The organism is Vibrio penaeicida (assembly GCF_030689305.1).
Taxonomy (GTDB): Bacteria; Pseudomonadota; Gammaproteobacteria; order Enterobacterales; family Vibrionaceae; genus Vibrio; species Vibrio penaeicida_B.
This window is the reverse complement of the sequence record NZ_JAUYVM010000005.1, coordinates 34,513-55,146: the sequence shown is the minus strand read 5'-3', so window position 1 is coordinate 55,146 and position 20,634 is coordinate 34,513. Positions and strand designations below refer to the sequence as shown.

The following is a 20,634-nucleotide window of genomic DNA, read 5'->3' as shown; positions in this document are numbered from 1 at the left end:
AAATACAGCACAGGGCAAAGAACAGAGGAAAGATCATGCATAGCCAAATATTAAGAACACCGGAGAGTGCGTTTTCACATTTAGTTGATTATCCATTTACGCCTAACTACATCGAAGTCGATGGTATGCGCATGCACTACGTAGACGAAGGAATCGGCAACAAGAAAACCGTTTTTTTGCTTCATGGACAGCCTTCATGGAGTTATTTGTATCGCCATATGATTCCGTTGTTGGTCAATGACGGTTATCGAGTGATTGCCCCCGACCTAATTGGCTTCGGAAAGTCTGATAAACCGTCATCGAGTGATGTTCAAACCTACGCTAACCAAGTGCGCTGGATGAGTGAGTTTGTACAAAAGCTTGGAGTGAAAAATGCCGCAGCCTTTATGCAAGACTGGGGAGGAATGATTGGTTTGCGGGTACTTGCGCAGCAACCTGAATGGCTTGATAGGCTCGTGTTGGCCAATACTGCATTAGCCGAGGTGAGTGGATTTGAAAAATTCATGATGCCAAAAGTGTTGAAGTTAATGGCTTCTTTTGCGGGCAAACCCAGTATTGAAACCTTGTCTAATAAAATGAACTACGGCAATTGGGCAGGGTATTTTAAACACTCCGAAACGCTAGAAATAGGAAAAGTAATTCAGGCGCTAACAACACGGCACCTTTCTCAAGATGAAATGAATGCCTACGACGCCCCATTTCCGGACTCTCGATACTATGCTGCCCCGAGAAAAATGCCTGCCATAGTTGCTTCCGACCTTAACGAAGTGAATGAAGCGTGGCAGAACTTGAAGCAATGGGACAAACCCGTTTTAACGCTATTCAGCAATGAAGACCCGTTTCTTGCGGATCAAGGTTACGACATCAAGTTTCAAAATAACTTTACAGGGGCGCAGCATCAGCCTCATTCCACCATAGAGAGTGCCTCTCACTTTCTTCAAGAAGACAAATCAGAACAGCTCGCTGAAAAAATGATGGCGTGGCTTGCTCAAACTAACTTCAAATAACCCAAGAACAGCTTAAACAGGAAAAAATATGAAAATCATAGTAATAGGTGCGAATGGCATTGTAGGGCACGGCATTTCTAAGCATCTAGGGAAAGACCACGACATCGTTGCCATAGGGCACACGAAAGGTGCGTTACGTGCTGATATTGAAAGCGAGGCGTCGCTTACTGAAGTCTTTGAAAAAATTGGTCTGGTAGACGCCATTATTTGTGCCGCAGGCAACGGCAGCCTTGGCACATTATCAGACATGCCGGAATCCGATTACCGAACGGTATTGGATAACAAAGTGTTAGGACAAGTGAATGTGGCCAAGGTTGGCCGTCGATTCTTAAAACCAGAAGGTTCGATAACATTAACATCGGGCGCAACGGCTCAAAAACCAATAGAAGGAAGCATTGCCATAGGAATGGGCTGTGCGGCGATTGAGGCCTTTGTACGCTCCGCAGCACTTGAACTACCAAAAGGGCAAAGAATAAACGTTGTTAGCCCCGGTTTTATCAAAGAATCCATGGAGCAGCTTGGAATAGACAGCCAGTATGGGGTACCAGCAGAAAAAGTTGCCATGACTTACCTGAAAAGTGCAGTAGGTTCGATGACGGGAGAAGTACTAGCGGCGAGGCTTTAATTGCAGTTATTTTACGGTTGCAGATATTCCGCCACGTGTTTCCATTCTTGATTCCTGTCACTTTTCTTTTTGAATTCCCCTGTAACTCTCTACCTAACGGCTTAGGCTGTGATATATTCTTGCCCTTTCAAACTATCGATGCAGGTCTTACTATGTCGTTTAACCTTTCGCTCCTCCCTTCTGAAGAGAAAAATGAAATAGAAATCGACAAGCAAGCTTCGTTTTTGGTGTGGAAAATCAAGCAAGCTCAGGCAGGTCCTGAAGTGCTGGTTGAGCACAAATCGAAACTGAGGCTGGAATCAGAAGTCGAGTTATTCGAGCAGTCGGTAGCAAAATATAAAAGAGTTATGGGTGTGGCTTAGTCGCTCCTTGTTAAACCCAACAAAGCCAAGCAAATCTCGCTGAATCTAGCATCTTGACTTGGTTTGGGTATACAATCTTTCGCATTAATTGAATCAGAGAGAACATCCCGATGGGAAGAAGTTTTGAAGTGCGCAAAGCCTCTATGGCAAAAACTGCAGGCGCAAAAATTAAAGTTTATTCCAAATACGGTAAAGAAATTTACGTATGCGCGAAAAACGGTGGTTCAGACCCAGACATGAATCTGTCGCTTAAGCATCTGATTACCAAAGCGAAAAGAGATCAAGTGCCAGCGCACGTTATCGATAAAGCCCTTGATAAAGCGAATGGCGGTGGCGGTGAAGATTACCAACCAGCACGCTATGAAGGTTTTGGACCTGGCGGTACAAGCGTGATCGTTGATTGCCTAACGGATAACGGTAACCGTACTTTCCAAGATATTCGCCAGTGTTTTGTGAAAACCGGTGCGAAAATTGGTGTTGAAGGCTCTGTTTCTCACATGTTTGATCACCAAGCGGTATTCCAGTTCAAAGGCGACGATGACGAAATCATCTTAGAAACGCTAATGATGGATGATGTGGATGTTACTGACGTTGAGCTTGAAGATGGTGTAATTACGGTATTTGCGCCACACACTGAATTCTTTAAAACGAAGACAGCTCTAACAGGCGCATACCCTGATTTGACAATGGATGTAGAAGAAATCACGTTTGTCCCACAAACGCACACGCCAGTCGCAGGCGAAGATGCAGAGAAGTTCCAAAAATTCTTGGACATGCTAGATGAGTGTGACGACGTACAGCAGGTTTACCATAACGCTGAACTGTAATATCAACCTTAATTGATAGAAACCGAGCCTAAGTGCTTAATACCGATCAATTAAGAGAAAAATGATGGGTTGAACGATCCTACAAGGATGTCAAAATCCGAGTGTTACTTTAACACTCGGATTTTTTATGTTTCTTAAACAAGTCCTTAGCCAAGTCCATAACTTCTCTCATTTGCCTTCATTTAAATGTCCAGATTCAAAGTCATTAACTTGATTTCTGTGCTTTTACTTAATGCGAATAATACCCGATAGAGGATCCTACCGGGCACGATTGGGTTTGAGTTCAATGCTGTCGTGTTTTGACCGAATCAAACGACGTGTCTTTCGTTCGCCAATTTGTCATAGTCACGTTCATTTCATCGAATTCAAATATTGTGAAGGTACGGGTTGCGAACACCGCTATCGTAAAAAGTTATTGCTTAGCCCTGCCGCTCCTTCATTTGCGTTAAACTGAATGTCTTCAAAGCTTTTGGTTGGGATGTGGATGTTATTGTCATTTAGATAAGCGGACACTTCACTAACTTTGTCTACGGTGGTGTAGATCACCTTGATTTCGTTCATTTGTACACCTCCCCGAACCCCAAACTCTCCCTTTATGTCAGATTGGATCGGCTCAATGTTGAACTGGGAAGGTTCGAATCCATACATAATGGGAAACTCCTCCTGGACAAGCTGTTTTTCCGCTGGCGCAAGTCCGTTGAATCGAATAACACGGTTGTTATTTAAAGCGAGCTTTCCGCGAGCCACGTTCGCGACTTCGCTCTGAATTCCATCCAGAGGTGCGTACGCGTTACCCGCTTTAATATCGTCAATAATACTAGGGGATACAGAGTATTGCTTTAACGTTAACTCGTTCTCAATCGCTTCATGTGTCGCGACGTCTATATTGAACTTCGCTGCTCGGCTTGTGTTCGTTGCATAGTCGTAGGCTGAGCCTGCTTCATCAAGTGTGACGACAGAAACTAGGTTTCTATTGGCGGCATTTTCCGCCAACGAGTTTCCTGCTTCGCCAGAAAATGGAAATACGCGCTTTTCAATGAGTTGACCCATTGGCTCAATAGCGCCATTGGTCTCCGAGCCTAGCTTGAACGTCAGTAAACTGGACGATCGGCTACCATGGAAGTAATTAGCGCCATTGGACTCAGCAATGAGTTTACGCTTGTCTATGCTGTAACCATCTTCAATTGTACTGGCTGTTGGAATGACATTAGGATCAATGGCACTTAGTTTTAACTTAAAGCCTCGTTTCCCACCGCCAAACAAGCCGCCTTTATCGAGGAATTGGCGACGGTTGGTCACGGGATCCGTTGTCTCTACTATTCTGCTGTTGGCAATATCCCGCCCGGATTCAAAGTTAGTTTCAATAAACGTTCCAGAAGGTGTACGTCGCATAGCGACAACTCGTTTGGTGTCCGTCAAACGTACAATGTACAGCTCTTGTTGCGTTTGAGGGTGGGTAACCACCACGGGGTTATCTCCAACGTTCAATCGATCGTACTCAGCTGGAACACTCGATTCAATGATGTCTGCTACATTGCCTGTTGGGTGTAATTGAGACGCGGATGTCTTTATTGAGTCGCTCAGTTTTTTGGCGACGGGAATGATGCTAGCGGCAAGGAAACCGCTGTCTAATCCGGCACCCAGTGCCCCTTTGTTTCGTTCGGCTTCTGTGTCGCCTGTAACAGCTTTGTTGATGTTTAACCCCAAACTGGTTGCATTTAAGATAACCAGATCGAGCGGGATACTGATTTCAGGTTCGACGATTTGCATGGCAGGGAGTAAGTTTATAATTGCGCCTATGGTCCTTAGGGCGGTATCACGAGTGACTTCGCTGTTGGACTTAATCTGCATGTCACCGTCGCTGATGTTTCGAGCCATAACCGCTTTTGCAACGCTTTGGAAAGCGTCTTCGCTAATGCGAGAATGCTTTGTCATAATATAGCTAGACGCCCATTGACCATTCGCGATCCCTTTTAGGGCGCTATTGACCCCTGAATATGAGGTACCATCCTGACGATCGTAGATACTAAAGTGCTCTGCTAACGCGGTTCGATTCGCTGTATTTTTAAGGTCAGTAACCAGTTTTCCTCTTAGTTCTGTTAGCGAGGAGACTTCGATAAAGGGTTTTTTAGCCCCAGGAATATAAAGGAGTTTACTCCCTTGGTTAGTGGAGGGCTCGATCCATAAAATGTCAGGGGAAGAGTAACCATAAATATCCATATGATAGATATTGACGGAAGCGTTATGGTCTAAAACGTCCTGAATCATCGTCAGTGCAGAGCGTGAGATTTCGTTTTTCTGGAATGCGCTATAACCTGAAACTCTGAATGCGTCTTTAGATGCTGAAACAAACTTTCCAAGGTTATTGTTCCAGAATTTTTCTACTTCATTATCAAATTGTGTTTGTAAATCGGCATCCCAAACCGTTTTGGCTACGTCTTCTGGGGAGACTCTCACTAGGTTGGTACTGTCGTAGATTTTTGCGCCAGCGCCAGCGCCAACGGTATAAAATCCGCTTACTGAATTTAATACATCAGGCGAGCTTAAAGAGAAGGTATCAATTAGGGCTGCTTGCGTCATTGTCATGGCGTGTATAGGGGTGAAATGATCCCAGCCTAGGAAGTTGTGAGCAGAGCGCCCTTCTTCACCGAAGTACACATAGAACGTACGATCCGGATCAATATTTGGGTATTTTTGCTTGAGTACTCTCCGTGCAATATTCGCTGGGTCGGGAATGTCTGCCAGTAAATCGGCGTAGTCCGTCAACGCGTGCGATTTCCATAACGCGCTTAATTCTTGATTTTGGCGTTGCAGCCTAGAGGTTTCGACAATTGTGGAATTGAGTTCATTCCCAGTCAGAGAGGTCGCGATTGATGGCGTTGAAATCAATACAGGCGCGATAGTTAGGCTGTAAACAATGGATTTGTATATAGAAGAAGTTTTGAACATTTTTATCCCCAATTTTCAGTTCGATTAAAAATACAAACGACAGACAGCTTTGATAGGCAAACGGTTATTAACTATCTGGTTATATTTGATTAATTTTTTAGGTTACATGCATTGGAGAGAGTATAGGGTTATTGAAATGACTCAATGGGAATGATCCCATTAGTTGATCTTCTTTCAATTTATAAAATACTGTTTTCTATTTCCGATTTTATCTTTCTATTGTGATTTTGTTTCCACACTCAAGTCTAATTGTAACTATTCCCATCAATAGAGTGCGAGTTGATATTTACGCTAAAAATATCAATTTTATTATTAAGTTACTGATCTATGGAGTAAGTAATATTAATATTAAGCACTCTTCATCACAGGGATAAGTAATTTGAGTTCTGGATAAGAATGTAAAGTAAAGAAGGGAACGCATTACGCGTTCTAAGATCAGGTCATTCGACCAAGAGCGAGTTTAACTGTCTTTCATACTGCGTTACCGATTCTTGACTTAGAATAACTAGATCTTCATATCGGTGCCTTGTGTGAAAAACAGTTAACTCTTGCTGAACCAAGCATTTTGAGGTTACTTGGTATATTAGTGAGATAAATAGACTGACCAGAAAGCCAGAATTTAGTGAAGCAAGGAGAATTATAATGAAAGTGAGTTTTATCGGATTAGGTGTGATGGGCTTTCCCATGGCAGGGCACTTAGTGAATGCAGGTTTTGAAGTTACCGTATTCAACCGAACGTTTGCTAAAGCGCAGGCATGGCAGGAAAAGTACAAAGGCAACATTGCAGAAACCGTTGCCGAATGCGTGAAAGAAGCCGACGTTGTTTTAACCTGTGTGGGTAATGATGACGATGTGCGCAGTATGACGACCAGCAAATCTGGCGCACTAGTGAACATGAAGCAAGGCGCGATTTTAGTCGACCACACCACCACGTCTGCTCAATTGGCTGAAGAACTGGAAACGGCTTCGAAGGACGCGGGTATTCAATTTATGGACGCTCCGGTATCGGGCGGGCAGGCGGGGGCTGAAAATGGCGTTCTGACCATCATGTGTGGCGGCGACCAAGCTTTGTTTGATGCGTTACAGCCAATATTTAATGCCTATGGCAAATCCTCCGTTTTGATGGGAAGAGTTGGGCAAGGGCAGCGCGCAAAAATGGTCAACCAAATCTGTATTGCTGGTGTGCTAAATGGCCTTTCCGAAGGGTTACTTCTGGCTGAAAAGTCGGGTTTAGATATCCCAACGTTGGTGAATTGCTTGAAGAATGGCGCAGCGGGATCTTGGCAAATGGAGAACCGAGCCGAAACCATGTCGCAAGACAAATTCGATTTTGGCTTCGCCATCGATTGGATGATCAAAGACTTAGGCTTCTGCCTAGATGAAGCCAATAAACAAGGGCTACAATTGCCATTGACCGAGAAAACCAATAACGCTTATAAGGCTTTGTCTGAATCCGGTGAAGGTAGAATGGACACATCGGTATTGCTAAAAGCGGTGCGTCTTGAAGCCGAGAAAGGCTAAGTTTTACAAATTCGAATACCTTGGATCAGGCTTTATCGTCGCTGACGGTAGACGCCCTTTACGTGGCACGATGTCCGTGCCACAACCCAGCTTCTTGAAGTGATTGTCATCGTGACACTCTTCCCAACGTTTCACTTATGCGAGCTTCCTCCATTTCTTTTGAAATTCCCCTGCTTTATTTCAACATTTCTTACATTTGTCATTTAACAATATCTTGTTTTATTTAGTATTTATTCACTCAGATATGCTCAGTTGCGCTTAGTCGTGTTTTGAGCAAAGTAAGAGTGAATATCGAATAAAAAAGTAAAGGACGTTGTTTTGAAACTTAAAGAGCAGTTGGATAATAAAGAGCTGAGAAGCTCAGGCTTTTGGCTCAATCAAATGTTTATGATTGTGTCGACCATTGTCGGTGTTTACCTAGCGGCCCAGAGTGGTTTGCAGCAGGCGCTTACCTTTGATACCTACAGCAAAATGGAAGATAACTACTATCTTCGCATGTCACTGCATGATGAGCTTACGGACAATACCAACGATTTGCAGGCTTATATCAATGATTACCTTTCTCGAAATCCGCCAGCACAAGAAATGAAAGACAATCGCCCAGATATGAGCAAATACATTTGGGAAACGATGAAATACAACCCCACCACATTGGAAACCCCAAATGAAGTGCTAACGGCTGCCCGCCGCTTTTATGCCAAATCAGAAGACATTTTAGATAGAGCAATGGCGCGTAGGTTAGGGGCAAAATACGCTGGCGATCAACTGCAACTGTTGGTTGATGATATGAAGAACAAAACCTTGCCGAATATTGCAAAAAGTGCCAATCAGCTTAAAACCGAGTTGGCTAAAAATGGTGTCGTGATAGGCTCAATCAAAGGAGGTCAGTAGCCATGACTAAGCAGTGCCCAAAATGTGATAACTCCCAATTGAATGCCACACAATACGAAAGTGAAGAAATTGATATTTGTTTAGAATGTGGTGGGCTTTGGTTTGAAAAAAACGAAGTTAACCGACTGATCGATGAAGTCAATGACGGCCCTATAGGTGAATGCTACAGCGAGCATTTTGGTGAAGAATTGGGAGAGTCAGAATACCAATGCCCAGATTGCGCCAAACCAATGGAGCGCCACCACTTATTGCAAAGCTATCAGCATGAAATCGACATTTGTCGTTCTTGCGATGGCAGTTGGATTGATAAAGATGAATTAGAAGCGGTAGAGCGCAGCCCTGAACTCCGTAAAATCTTGGGAGAATTGAACCAAAAAATCAGCTGGAAAACGTATCTCTTTCAATTCTTGACTCAAATGCCCGTCGAATACAATTTGAAACCCAAGACATTACCTTGGTGTAACTGGATCATCATCGCCCTTAACTGCATCATTTTTTCTCTGTATGCATTCAGTTACGAAACTACCGATTGGGTTATTGAACACCTTGCCATGACGCCAGCGGACATATTGGCGGGAAGAGAATTATGGACACTCGTGACTGCCACATTCTTGCATGGCGACTTTATGCACCTTGCTGGAAACATGTACTTTTTGTATGTGGTTGGAGACAACATAGAAGACGCTGTAGGGCATAAAAAGTACCTTGCTCTCTACTTCTTCTGTGGTATTGCTGCCTCATTGGTGAGTTTTGCCTCCAATATGGATGGCTTGATCCCATCGGTTGGTGCGAGCGGTGCGATAGCGGGCTTCTTTGGTATTTACTTGTTGTGGTTCCGCCACGCAAGCTTGACGTTTATGATTGTTGTTTTCCAAAAGAAAATCTCGCCGATTCTTTTCTTTATCATATGGTTAGGGTTTAACCTCTTTGGAATGATCATGGCGAACCAAGGGGTGGACTATGCTGCGCACTTGGGAGGCTTCTTCGCGGGTTTGCTGGTGGCTTATTGGATGAAAGAGCGAGTATTGGCGGACAACCCAATGATTAACTTGCTCAGCCACGATGCGGTCAAGATTCAGCGATAACAGTTGATTAGGCTACAAGCACAAAGGCTGCGTTCTTGCGCAGCCTTTGTGTTGATATTCTTCTTAGTTTGTTCGTTTTTATTGCTTAACTTCTAACTTCTAACTTCTAACTTCTAACTTCTAACTTCTAACTTCTAACTTCTAACTTCTAATTTGGGCCATTGTTTAAGCCAGTTTTTATTTGCGATGCGTTGTTCAAATATGGCAAAAGAGCGCTTCGTATTATGGGTGATTTTCAAATCAAACAGTGAGTCGAAGCCAAACGCCGAGACAAGTTCATACTGCCCTTTATCGATAATTCTTGCCCCTATTGCCGTTTCTTTCTCGGGCCAGTAGCTCATTGCATCCACCGAACTTTTGTAAGGTAAATCGCCATTACGAGAGTGCATTGTGGCTTGATTTCGCACTTGCCAATTGAGTTGAGGCATACGGGTTTTGAGCACGTTTTCGTACTTAAAATACTGTTGGGAATCGTACTCTCTCGTATCAAAGTAAATCACATCCACGTCATTGAGTGGCGTGGGCACCGACTTTTGATGCAGATGATCCCATACTAAGTTCCGTACAAATCCGGCGGCCAAATAGCCTTGAGGAAGATCAAGTTCAGCAACTGTCTCCAACGCTTTTTGCCGTAAAGGATCGCGTTTAAGAAGTTCAATAATGGCGTTCATGTATGTTATCACCCACATGTTGAGGTTATTTACGTAACGTTCAGACGCTCCGATTTATCACTATCGAGAATGGAGCATTTGCGTTACGTTATGCCTTGAATAGCGGTAATGATAATGTGATTATCGATTGAACATCAATGAGTTTGAGTTACTGATATGTGCACGAATTTATCGGTAGTTAAAGCCGCTCTTTGTGGCTGTAACCGCTGCCCACCCTGCTCCTGACATGAGAGAGATTCCCTTATCTCTTGTACATCTTACGTGATGAGTGCGTCACGTTTTTATATAGGAAATACAAACATGTATTTTCGAAACAGGAGCAAACAATGACTATTGATACTCTAATTGCTTTCGCTGGTATCACCTTTTTACTGGCTATCGTACCTGGTCCGAATGCGTTACTTATTCTGCATACCTCTATCACGGCTGGAAAGCGCTGTGCATTGGCGAATATTTTTGGTTTTGCGGTGGGCTTTTTCATCCACGCTTTTATCTCTGCAAAGGGGTTGAGCCTTTTAATGTCTCAGTCTGCTACAGCGTTTACCCTATTTAAATGGGTGGGTGTCATTTACCTACTTTGGTTGGGCTTCTCGAACATTCGCAGTGGGCTACGAATGACTAAAATCGAGCTTGATACCCAGAAAGTGCCTAAAGCCGAAACCCTTTCCAGCGGTTTTATTAAAGGGCTGCTAACAAACCTTCTCAACCCTAAAATTGTGCTTTTTTATCTGTCGATATTTCCACAATTTGTCGAGCCAGACTTCATTCTTGAACAGAGCATGCTACTTGGTGGGGTTCAATCTCTTGTTGTGGGAAGTTGGTTTGTTGTGGTGATCTTTTTTGCCACCAAATTGAAAGCTTGGTTATCGGCACCTAAAACGTCTCGCTGGCTCAACTATGTGAGTGGCACATTGTTTATCGGGTTTGGTGCAACGTTAACCAATACTCGAATCTAGCTGACCAGATTTACACTGTAAAAATCGCCCCAGTTCTATGTCTTATAGTGCTGGGGCGTTAAGTGATGAGAGAGTAACCTTCGCTTTGAACCTTCAAAAAAAGCCAACCGGGTCGCGGCTGGCAAAAGCCTTGTAGGCTTAAGGGAAGGAAAATGTTTTACTTCTCGTAGATGGACGTATCCAATCCTTTCTCACTTTTGCTGATTAACACCGAAATCATAAGATCACCGCACACATTCACGCTGGTTCTAGCCATATCAAGGATTCGGTCGATACCAGCGACAATCGCAAGTCCTTCCAGCGGTAACCCTACCGTGGATAAAACCAAAGACAGCATGATCAAACCAGCCCCAGGAACGCCAGCCGTACCTATCGATGCTAACGTAGAGGTCATAATGATCATGAGGTAATCCTGCACATCCAATGAAACGCCAAAGACTTGTGCAATGAATATGGCCGCCACACCTTGATAAATGGCTGTACCATCCATGTTAATTGTTGCACCAAGGGGCAATACAAAGCTCGAAATTTCGCGGGACACGCCCAATTCTTCATGGGCTGTACGGATGGTTACGGGTAATGTTCCCGAGCTGCTGGTTGTAGTAAAAGCGACAGCGGCAGGGTTAGCTAAAGCTCGCAAATAGTGAATTGGGCTGAGTTTAGCGACCACTTTCAATATGCCCGAATACACCACCAACACTTGTATGATGCAGCATAAGTACACCAGAAAAATCACTTTGATAAGCGGCAGTAAAATGTCCAATCCATATTGTCCTGCTACCACGGCGATAAGCGCAAAAATACCGTAGGGCGCAAACTTCATCACCAGTGAGGTGAGCTTGTACATGGCTTCAGCCAAGCTTTCGAAGACTCGAACCGCAGGCTTGGCTTTTTCACCACTTAACGACAGCGCTATCCCAAGACCAATAGCGAAAACAATGGTTTGCAAAACGTTACCAGAGGCCAAAGCGCTAATGGGATTTTTGGGGACCAGATTTATCAAAGTATCCAAAAACGAAGGCTCAGCTTTGGAGGCGACTTGTGTGGAGGAAAGGCTCATTTCTAACCCCACCCCTGGCGAAATCAGTGAAGAAGCGATCAAGCCTAGGCTGATGGCAAGAGCCGTAGTTAAAAGATATATACCGATTGATTTTGCTGCAATTCTTCCCATTTTTTGAGTGTCACTTATCGCGGTAACACCCACAACGAGAGAACAAAATACAAGAGGAATAATGAGCATTTTTATCGCGTTAAGAAAAATGTCGCCAATGGGTTTTAGCAGTACCGCATCCGGCCCAGCAACAATGCCAACGACGATGCCGAAAAGCATACCAATAAAGATTTTTTTCCAGAGAGCGATCCCTTTTTCGGGGGATGAAACGTCCATTTTATTTGAGCTATCCATAGTAATTCCAATTTAGTTTATGCCGATGACTTAGCCCAAAGTACGCACTTTTGAGCCAAAATTTCTAAAGAGTCCAAGCATTTCTCAGGCACTTCTTGTTCGATTTTTTCTAGAGCAACAGGGATCTCAGTACACCCTAAGATCACCGCGTCAGCACCGCGCTTTACCAATTCGTCAAAAATGGGCTCGATAATATTGGTGGCAACGTTCAAATGCCCAGATTTCACCGCTTTAATCCCCTCCATGACGGCCGTTTGCTGCCAGTGGTTAGGGACGAGCGCTTCAATGCCATGCTGCTCTAATGAAGATTGGTATAAGTTGGTTTGAATAGTGGCATCGGTGGCCAGTATGCCAACGCGTTTAAAACCACGGGAGATAGCCTGTTCAACGACACTTTCGATAATGCTAATTGTGTGAACGTGTCTGTTATGAATGAGGCGCTCGTACCAGTGATGAGCCGTATTGCAGGGGATAACAATGCACGTCGCCCCAGCTTTGAGTAGTTCTCCAAAACCGTGTTCAAGCGCGGCAAAAGGATCGGTCCCAAAACCCATCAAGAAATTTGTACGATCAGGGACTTGTGGAATATTCCGAATAAGCATAGGGATGTGTTCCTGATCGACACTTGCGGGTGTGTGTAATATGACCTTCTTCATAAACTCGGCAGTAGCAAGCGGTCCCATACCACCAAGAACACCAATAACTCTGTCCATTCTGATATTATTCATATTAGTAAGCATGGAACTAATCTACGCCACGAAAGATCGTTTGATAAATGCCGAGTTTCTTTGCTTCATGCAAGTTATGCATAATGTAAGTGCAAGTCGAGAAAACTAGGGAAGCGTATGAATATAGAAAGTAAATGGTTAGAAGATTTTGAAGCGCTAGCCGAATACCGAAGCTTTTCCAAAGCGGCGCAACTCAGAAACATGACGCAGCCCGCATTCAGCCGGAGGATTCAATCGCTTGAAGAGGCATTGGGCTCACAGTTGATCGATAGAAGCAAAGTCCCCATTGAGTTGACCCCAAGTGGGCGAGTATTCCGAACGTCAGCCCGAAATTTGTTGATTCAAATTACCGATTCTGTCGATCAATTATTGGGAATATCTCGGCTTGATGGCAACGTGGTCAAAATAGCGGCGGCGCATTCTCTGGCAAGCAGTTTGGTGCCTAAACTTCACACAATGAGAAACAGTGAAAGCATCAAGCCAGTTTTGAGCGTAGAAGCGATCGATGTGGATCGGGCAATTGAAGCGCTGCAACAAGGAGAGTGCGATATTTTGCTCGCATTCGATGATGAAAGGTTAAGGCTACCGCCTTATATGTCTTTGAAAGTGGGCGATGCCAAGCTGTTACCTGTGTGTGCTTGTGACGAAAATGGCCAAGCGATTTACCAGTTAGAAAGCCAAGAAACGATCCCCTATTTGGCATACAGCCTAAATTCGTACATGGGGAGACAGGTTGAAAAAGTGCGCCCTCATTCTACTTTGGATGTGGTATTTACGTCGTCCATGACGGATTTGCTAAAAACTCAAGTGCTAAACGGGGCGGGTGTTGCGTGGCTGCCAGATTACGCCATTCAAAAGGAACTAAGAAACAACGAGCTTACCGTAGTAGGGGCAGACGATCTGATTTGCCCTATCTCTTTCTACGCTTACCGCTATCAAGCGAGGTTGCATAAAGCCGGAGAGCATATCTGGCATGGGTTAAGAGAGCTTGCAGCAGTGGTATAAACCATTGGTATAGATTTATGTAACCCGGTTATTTTATGTATTCACTTTGGGCGTTTCGGTTAAATCATCAGTGATCGCCCTCACTTTTTCCCATCTTCATTTCCTTATTTGGAAGATCAAAATCACACATTAATTGCCGCTGTGATGCAAAAAAAAATTTTAGCGATACAGTCATCGAAACGTTTCGATGAGTTTTCTAACAATAAAGAAAACCAACATAAATAGCCTGTAGCTATAAAAATGCAGATGGTGATGTTTATCAGAAGATTAGAGCTTTTTGCATGTTTTTTATGACTTTTAGCTACGATTTAGGGCAATTCGCCTAACCATTAAAGGTATGAAAATGAAGAAAAGTACCCTCATCAACTCGGAATTGTCGTATCTGGTTGCCACGTTAGGTCATACCGATGAAATCACGATTTGTGATGCAGGCTTGCCGATTCCAGAAGCGGTTCAGCGAATTGATTTAGCACTGACGCATGGCGTACCCCAGTTTTTGGAAACGGTTAAAGCGGTGTTGTCTGAGTGCCAAATAGAGGGCGTTGTTATCGCCGATGAATTTGCGGAAATTAGCCCAGAACATCACAGTATGTTGGTGGCGGAGTTAAAGAAAGAAGAGCAGAACTCCGGCAAAAGTATCGCGATTCATTATGTTTCCCATGAAGCATTTAAAACGCGTACGCATCAAAGCCGAGCCGTTATTCGCACTGGCGAATGCACGCCTTACGCAAATGTAATTTTTCAGGCTGGCGTGGTTTTTTAGCCTCTCCAATGTTTTGAACCTCTCAATGTTGAGGACAAATTATGACTCAAGCCATTTTACAACTCAGCGATATCGAAAAAGCGTTTCCGGGCGTTAAAGCATTGGATAAAGCGAGCTTAAAAGTTTATCCGGGGCGCGTTATGGCGCTTTTGGGAGAAAACGGTGCTGGCAAATCAACCCTGATGAAAGTTTTAACAGGCATTTACTCCAAAGATTCTGGTGTCATTCGCTATCAAGATAAGCCCGCGGCTTTTAAAGGGCCACGAGACTCACAGCAAGCGGGTATCAGCATCATTCACCAAGAGTTGAACCTCATTCCTGAACTGACCATTGCAGAGAACATCTTTCTTGGGCGCGAGCAGACCAATAAATTTGGGCGTATTCAATGGCGAAAAATGTATGAAGCGGCTGACGCTTTATTAGCTCGCTTAAATGTGAAGCACAGCTCGAAAACCTTATTGGGCGATTTAAGTCTTGGCGAGCAACAGATGGTTGAAATCGCCAAGGCGCTGTCGTTTGAATCCAAAGTCATCATCATGGATGAACCGACCGATGCGCTCACCGACACGGAAACGGAGTCTTTGTTTAGCGTTATCAATGAACTGCGAGATCAAGGCTGCGGTATTGTTTACATCTCTCATCGATTGAAAGAGATCTTTGAAATCTGCGACGACATAACCGTTTTACGTGATGGCAAATTCATCGGTGAATGTGCGGTTAACGAGACCAATGAAGACGGGCTTATCGAAATGATGGTCGGCCGTAAATTGGAAGAACAATACCCGCGTGTTGACGTTAACCACGGAGACATATGCTTAGAGGTTCGCGGCTTAACGGGATCGGGCGTACACGACATCAATTTTGCGCTTAATCGAGGTGAAATTCTGGGTGTATCTGGGCTAATGGGAGCCGGGCGAACGGAATTAATGAAAGTGATTTACGGCGCGCTGCCTATTGAGCGTGGCGTTATCAATTTGAATGGAAAAACCATTAACCCAGTGAGCCCTCAAGACGGTTTATCAAATGGCATCGCATACATTTCCGAAGACAGAAAGGGCGACGGTTTAGTACTTGGGTTGTCGGTAAAAGAAAACATGTCTCTTTGCGCGTTGGACCAACTCACCAAAGGCGTGCAGATCCAACATGGTGACGAAGCGATGGCGGTAGAAGATTTCATTCAGCTGTTCAACATTAAAACCCCAACGCGCGACCAAATTATTGGGAACTTATCGGGCGGTAACCAGCAAAAAGTCGCCATTGCCAAAGGGCTAATGACCAAACCCAAGGTACTGATTCTCGACGAACCCACTCGTGGTGTCGATGTGGGCGCTAAGAAAGAGATCTATCAACTTATCAATAAATTTAAAAGCGAAGGCATGAGCATCATTTTGGTTTCTTCAGAAATGCCAGAAGTGCTGGGCATGAGTGATCGTATTTTAGTGATGCATGAAGGGCGCATCAGTGGAGAGTTTGATGCCAAAGATGCCGACCAAGAAAAGCTGCTTGCGTGTGCAGTAGGCAAGAAAATCAATGAGGAAGCAGTATGAGTACCAAAACCTTAGATAAATCCGCACCGGAAAGTGGCAAGAAACTGTTTAGTAAAGAATGGCTAATCGACCAAAAATCGCTGATTGCGTTGCTGCTTTTGATTGTTGTGGTGTCGTTTTTAAATCCGAATTTTTTCACTGTAGACAACATTCTTAACATCCTTCGTCAAACATCGGTTAATGCCATTATCGCCGTAGGGATGACGTTAGTTATCTTAACGGCGGGTATCGACCTGAGTGTCGGCTCCGTGCTGGCTTTGTGTGGTGCATTTGCTGCCAGCCTAATTGCAATTGAAGTTCCTGTACTAATTGCAGTACCTACCGCTTTGTTTGCTGGTGCGGCACTGGGTGCCATTAGCGGCATCATTATCGCTAAAGGGAAAGTTCAAGCCTTTATCGCGACGCTGGTAACAATGACATTACTACGCGGTGTGACCATGGTTTACACCGACGGTCGCCCAATTTCTGCAGGGTTTACCGACACCGCAGATGCCTTTGCTTGGTTTGGTACGGGGTACGCGTTGGGTATACCTGTTCCCGTTTGGTTGATGGTGGGGGTGTTTGCTGCGGTTTGGTATTTGCTCAATCACACGCGTTTTGGCCGCTATGTTTACGCTTTGGGCGGCAATGAATCCGCGACGCGCCTCTCTGGTATCAACGTGGATCGCGTAAAAATCGGTGTGTATGCGATTTGTGGTCTGCTGGCGGCGTTGGCCGGCATCATTGTGACATCACGTTTATCTTCTGCTCAGCCAACCGCTGGAATGGGGTACGAGCTCGATGCTATTGCCGCTGTTGTGCTGGGTGGTACAAGCCTAATGGGCGGAAAGGGTCGCATCATGGGGACGTTAATTGGTGCTCTGATTATCGGCTTCTTAAATAACGCTCTGAATCTATTAGATGTGTCTTCTTACTACCAAATGATCGCTAAAGCTGTGGTGATTCTTCTGGCAGTACTGGTAGACAACAAAAACAAGTAATTCTTCTCAACACAGATCGTGACTGGGGAGAACTTACAACCCCCTTACCGACTTGGAGAAGAAGATGAAAAAGAAAACGATAAAAATTTTGCTCACTCTTTTATCAACGACAAGCATTTCTTTTGCTGTGGTAGAGACTGCCAACATTGAAGTGAAAATTGGTTTTACCAGCGAGGCTTCAAAGCAGTGTGAATACGAGCGTGACGCAGAATCTCTGTACACCATCGGGTAGGAAGCAATTGAATGCACACTACCCACGGTTTTGGTGACAACCCTACAAAAAGGACGATAACAATGAAAAAACTTACAACTCTTATTTCTGCTGCTGTGCTTTCTTCAACTGTGTCGGTATCGGCACAGGCACAAGATACCTTGGCGATTGTACTTTCAACGTTGAACAACCCATTCTTCGTAACGATGAAAGATGGCGCGGAAGCCAAAGCGGAAGAGCTTGGTTACAAACTGATCGTATTGGATTCTCAAAACGATCCAAGTAAAGAGCTTTCGAACGTAGAAGACTTAACCATTCGCGGAGTGAAAGCCATCCTCATTAATCCAACGGATTCTGATGCCGTGTCCAATGCCATTCGCATTGCTAACCGTTCGAATATACCAGTTTTAACCCTCGACCGAGGCGCAAGCCGTGGTGAAGTCGTCAGCCATATCGCTTCGGATAATGTGGCAGGCGGTGAAATGGCTGGGCGCTACATCGTTGAAAAAGTAGGCGAGAAAGCGAAAGTTATTCAACTTGAAGGCATTGCAGGTACGTCGGCTGCACGCGAACGTGGTGAAGGTTTCAAGAAAGCGGTAGAGGGCAGCCAGATGGAACTGCTTGCCAGTCAGCCTGCGGATTTTGACCGTACTAAAGGGTTGAATGTTATGGAGAACCTGCTTGCTGCGAACCCGAACGTACAAGCGGTATTCGCACAAAATGATGAAATGGCTCTAGGCGCGCTACGTGCTGTGCAGGCATCAGGTAAAGATGTGATGATCGTCGGTTTCGACGGCACAGATGATGGTATCGCAGCGGTTAACCGTGGCAAGCTTGCGGCAACGATCGCCCAACAACCCGATATGATTGGCGCACTCGGTGTAGAAAATGCCGTTAAAGTGTTAAACGGTGGGAAAGTGAAAGCGTACATTCCTGTACCACTAAAAGTGGTGACGAAGTAACCGTAAACAGATTCAAATAGAAAACATGTTGCCCTCTTCTTCTTAAATCTCCTGTCGTTGGAGGAGGGGGCACTTTCTAATACAGACCCTAAGGTCTTTCCATTTTTGTATCATAGTGACATTCAAAACGTTCAAATTGACCCAAGGACAACCGTATGAATAAGTTAGTGGTTTTAGGTAGTGTTAATGCAGACCACGTTCTTCAAGTCCCTTCTTTTCCGAGACCCGGAGAAACACTGCACGGGGAGAATTATCAGGTTATTCCCGGTGGCAAGGGTGCCAATCAAGCGGTTGCAGCAGCACGTTTGAAAGCCGACGTCGATTTTATTGCGTGTGTGGGTGATGATGCGTTTGGCATCAATATACGTGAAAGCTTCCAATCGGATGGTATCAACATTTCTGGTGTTCAAGCACAGCCCAACTGCCCTACGGGTATCGCCATGATTCAAGTCTCAGATAGTGGTGAAAACACCATTTGTTTGTCTGCCGAGGCTAACGCAAAATTAACCGCACAAGCATTGGAGCCGAATCTAGCGCAGATTCGCAGTGCGAATTTCTTATTAATGCAGCTAGAAACGCCATTGGACGGTGTTGAAAAAGCCGCTCAAATCGCGAAGAAAAGCCGTACCAACGTTATCTTAAACCCCGCCCCCGCCCGTGAATTACCCGACAGTTTGCTTGAATGTGTCGACGTAATAACCCCAAATGAAACCGAGGCAGAAGTGTTAACGGGAGTTACGGTTACCGACGATGAATCTGCACAGCGAGCGGCGGATGTCTTGCACCAAAAAGGGATCGAAATCGTTATGATTACACTGGGGGCGAAAGGCGTATGGCTTAGCCAGAATGGGCGAGGTGAATCGGTACCCGGATTCCGCGTGGACGCTGTGGATACAACGGCTGCAGGAGATACGTTTAATGGGGCATTGGTCACTGGTTTATTAGAAGATATGCCTTTAGAATCAGCTATCCACTTTGCGCATGCTGCGGCAGCCATTTCCGTTACTCGTTTCGGAGCGCAAACATCTATTCCGACTCGTGAAGAAGTCGAGGCATTTATTGCTGACCATTAAACGGAGAACTGCATGGCAACGATGAAAGACATAGCAAAACTCGCAGGAGTTTCTACATCGACGGTTAGCCATGTCATAAATAAATCTCGTTATGTCAGCGAAGAAATCTCGCTTCGTGTCAACAATGCCGCAAAAGAACTCAACTACTACGCGCCCTCAGCTTTGGCGCGTAGCCTCAAAATCAATCGCACTCAAACCATAGGTATGCTGGTGACAACCTCGACCAACCCCTTCTTCGGAGAAGTGGTAAAAGGGGTTGAGCGCAGTTGTTATCAAAAGGGCTACAACCTCATTTTGTGTAACACCGAAGGTGACAACGAACGCATGAAAGCCTCTATCGATACCTTACTGCAAAGGCGCGTCGATGGTTTACTGCTGATGTGTTCCACCCTTGAAGGTGAGAAAATCGATGTTTTTGATCGCTACCCTGATATTCCAGTGGTGGTGATGGATTGGGGTCCGATGCTGTTTGCCAGCGACAAAATTCAAGATAACTCCCTGCGTGGTGGTTATATGGCCGCGAAGCATCTGATTGAATCAGGGCATCAAAACATTGGTTGCATTACTGGTCCGTTAGCCAAACATCAGGCTCAAATGCGTTATGAAGGCTATAAACGCGCAATGAATGAAGAGGGGTTAGCATTCAACCCAGATTGGATCATTGAATCAGACTTTGAATGTGAAGGCGGGTATGAAGCATTCAAGAAAATGCACGCAAAAGGACCGTTGCCGAGTGCCATATTTGTTTGTAACGACATGATGGCGATGGGGGCAATCAACGCCGCACATGAAATGGGTATTCAAATCCCAGACGACGTGTCACTGATTGGCTACGATGACATCCATATCGCAAAGTTCATGACACCGCCACTTACTACCATTCACCAGCCCAAGCACAGCTTAGGGAAAGCGGCGGTAGAGACGTTGCTCAAGAAACTGGAGAAAGAGACAACAGAGCCTCAAGTGGTACAGTTAGAGCCAACATTGGTGATCAGAAACAGCGTCGATGTTATTGGTTAAAAACAGTCCATTTCCTCAGATTACTTCTCACAATTTCAGCGTAATG

The 20,634-nt window shown here is 44.8% G+C and carries 21 protein-coding genes; 16 read left to right on the top strand and 5 right to left on the bottom strand.

The annotated features are described in order from the left end of the window. Positions 1-35 precede the first annotated feature (35 nt). The 4 genes from Q8W40_RS09950 (at position 36) to Q8W40_RS09935 (ending at position 2,821) form a co-directional block, all read left to right on the top strand. Positions 36-1,007: a haloalkane dehalogenase gene (locus Q8W40_RS09950; RefSeq protein ID WP_305397012.1), complete on the top strand. Its 972-nt coding sequence runs from the start codon at positions 36-38 to the stop codon at positions 1,005-1,007. A 28-nt stretch (positions 1,008-1,035) separates the two neighbouring features. Beyond that, positions 1,036-1,632, top strand: coding sequence for a short chain dehydrogenase (locus Q8W40_RS09945; protein ID WP_305397011.1), 597 nt, complete (start codon positions 1,036-1,038; stop codon positions 1,630-1,632). A 152-nt stretch (positions 1,633-1,784) separates the two neighbouring features. Beyond that, positions 1,785-1,994: a DUF3283 family protein gene (locus Q8W40_RS09940; RefSeq protein WP_104398728.1), complete on the top strand. Its 210-nt coding sequence runs from the start codon at positions 1,785-1,787 to the stop codon at positions 1,992-1,994. Positions 1,995-2,104: 110 nt separating this feature from the next. Next, a complete protein-coding gene (locus Q8W40_RS09935; protein ID WP_101111804.1) occupies positions 2,105-2,821 on the top strand; it encodes a YebC/PmpR family DNA-binding transcriptional regulator in 717 nt (238 codons plus the stop codon). 399 nt (positions 2,822-3,220) lie between these two features. Here the strand turns inward: Q8W40_RS09935 and Q8W40_RS09930 are convergent, their stop codons facing one another. Further along, positions 3,221-5,770, bottom strand: a complete 2,550-nt coding sequence (locus tag Q8W40_RS09930; protein ID WP_305397010.1) for a dermonecrotic toxin domain-containing protein — start codon at positions 5,768-5,770, stop codon at positions 3,221-3,223. A 642-nt stretch (positions 5,771-6,412) separates the two neighbouring features. Here Q8W40_RS09930 and Q8W40_RS09925 point away from each other — a divergent pair. Beyond that, positions 6,413-7,291: an NAD(P)-dependent oxidoreductase gene (locus Q8W40_RS09925; RefSeq protein ID WP_305397008.1), complete on the top strand. Its 879-nt coding sequence runs from the start codon at positions 6,413-6,415 to the stop codon at positions 7,289-7,291. A gap of 3 nt (positions 7,292-7,294) precedes the next feature. Here the strand turns inward: Q8W40_RS09925 and Q8W40_RS09920 are convergent, their stop codons facing one another. Further along, positions 7,295-7,426: a hypothetical protein gene (locus tag Q8W40_RS09920; RefSeq protein WP_305397007.1), complete on the bottom strand. Its 132-nt coding sequence runs from the start codon at positions 7,424-7,426 to the stop codon at positions 7,295-7,297. A 183-nt stretch (positions 7,427-7,609) separates the two neighbouring features. Between Q8W40_RS09920 and Q8W40_RS09915 the strand changes: the two genes are divergently transcribed. Both Q8W40_RS09915 and Q8W40_RS09910 read left to right on the top strand, forming a co-directional pair. After that, on the top strand, positions 7,610-8,182 hold the full coding sequence (locus Q8W40_RS09915) for a hypothetical protein (RefSeq protein ID WP_305397006.1): 573 nt from the start codon (positions 7,610-7,612) through the stop codon (positions 8,180-8,182). A 2-nt stretch (positions 8,183-8,184) separates the two neighbouring features. Next, positions 8,185-9,267 (top strand): rhomboid family intramembrane serine protease, encoded by a 1,083-nt coding sequence (locus Q8W40_RS09910; RefSeq protein ID WP_305397005.1) that lies wholly within the window; start codon positions 8,185-8,187, stop codon positions 9,265-9,267. Positions 9,268-9,401: 134 nt separating this feature from the next. Here Q8W40_RS09910 and Q8W40_RS09905 read toward each other — a convergent pair whose 3' ends face one another. Continuing rightward, positions 9,402-9,938, bottom strand: coding sequence for a nucleotidyltransferase family protein (locus Q8W40_RS09905; protein ID WP_305397004.1), 537 nt, complete (start codon positions 9,936-9,938; stop codon positions 9,402-9,404). A 326-nt stretch (positions 9,939-10,264) separates the two neighbouring features. On the opposite strand from Q8W40_RS09905, the gene Q8W40_RS09900 reads away from it, so the two are divergent. Next, positions 10,265-10,894 carry a LysE family translocator gene (locus Q8W40_RS09900; protein ID WP_305397003.1) on the top strand — a complete coding sequence of 210 codons (630 nt, stop codon included), beginning with the start codon at positions 10,265-10,267 and terminating at the stop codon, positions 10,892-10,894. 157 nt (positions 10,895-11,051) lie between these two features. Here the strand turns inward: Q8W40_RS09900 and Q8W40_RS09895 are convergent, their stop codons facing one another. Together Q8W40_RS09895 and Q8W40_RS09890 are read right to left on the bottom strand one after the other, a co-directional pair. Further along, positions 11,052-12,299 carry a dicarboxylate/amino acid:cation symporter gene (locus Q8W40_RS09895; RefSeq protein ID WP_305397002.1) on the bottom strand — a complete coding sequence of 416 codons (1,248 nt, stop codon included), beginning with the start codon at positions 12,297-12,299 and terminating at the stop codon, positions 11,052-11,054. Positions 12,300-12,316: 17 nt separating this feature from the next. Continuing rightward, a complete protein-coding gene (locus Q8W40_RS09890) occupies positions 12,317-13,027 on the bottom strand; it encodes an aspartate/glutamate racemase family protein (RefSeq protein ID WP_370693377.1) in 711 nt (236 codons plus the stop codon). A 117-nt stretch (positions 13,028-13,144) separates the two neighbouring features. Here Q8W40_RS09890 and Q8W40_RS09885 point away from each other — a divergent pair, with 117 nt between their 5' ends. The 8 genes from Q8W40_RS09885 to Q8W40_RS09850 all read left to right on the top strand — a co-directional run bounded on the left by Q8W40_RS09885 (position 13,145) and on the right by Q8W40_RS09850 (position 20,588). After that, on the top strand, positions 13,145-14,032 hold the full coding sequence (locus Q8W40_RS09885) for a LysR family transcriptional regulator (protein ID WP_305397001.1): 888 nt from the start codon (positions 13,145-13,147) through the stop codon (positions 14,030-14,032). Positions 14,033-14,375: 343 nt separating this feature from the next. Next, positions 14,376-14,795, top strand: a complete 420-nt coding sequence (gene rbsD, locus Q8W40_RS09880) for a D-ribose pyranase (protein WP_305397000.1) — start codon at positions 14,376-14,378, stop codon at positions 14,793-14,795. Between the two features lie 41 nt (positions 14,796-14,836). Beyond that, on the top strand, positions 14,837-16,342 hold the full coding sequence (gene rbsA / locus Q8W40_RS09875; protein WP_305396999.1) for a ribose ABC transporter ATP-binding protein RbsA: 1,506 nt from the start codon (positions 14,837-14,839) through the stop codon (positions 16,340-16,342). Further along, positions 16,339-17,322 carry a ribose ABC transporter permease gene (gene rbsC / locus Q8W40_RS09870; protein ID WP_224055720.1) on the top strand — a complete coding sequence of 328 codons (984 nt, stop codon included), beginning with the start codon at positions 16,339-16,341 and terminating at the stop codon, positions 17,320-17,322. The genes rbsA and rbsC overlap by 4 nt, the downstream gene beginning before the upstream one ends. 64 nt (positions 17,323-17,386) lie before the next feature. Further along, the gene (locus tag Q8W40_RS09865; RefSeq protein WP_305396998.1) at positions 17,387-17,554 is read left to right on the top strand and encodes a hypothetical protein; all 168 of its coding nucleotides are present in this window, start codon (positions 17,387-17,389) and stop codon (positions 17,552-17,554) included. A gap of 62 nt (positions 17,555-17,616) precedes the next feature. Further along, complete coding sequence (rbsB, locus tag Q8W40_RS09860) at positions 17,617-18,495, top strand: ribose ABC transporter substrate-binding protein RbsB (protein ID WP_305396997.1); 879 nt, start codon at positions 17,617-17,619, stop codon at positions 18,493-18,495. 155 nt (positions 18,496-18,650) lie between these two features. Then, positions 18,651-19,568, top strand: coding sequence for a ribokinase (rbsK, locus tag Q8W40_RS09855; protein ID WP_305396996.1), 918 nt, complete (start codon positions 18,651-18,653; stop codon positions 19,566-19,568). Between the two features lie 12 nt (positions 19,569-19,580). After that, positions 19,581-20,588, top strand: coding sequence for a substrate-binding domain-containing protein (locus Q8W40_RS09850; protein WP_101111790.1), 1,008 nt, complete (start codon positions 19,581-19,583; stop codon positions 20,586-20,588). Positions 20,589-20,634 lie beyond the last annotated feature (46 nt).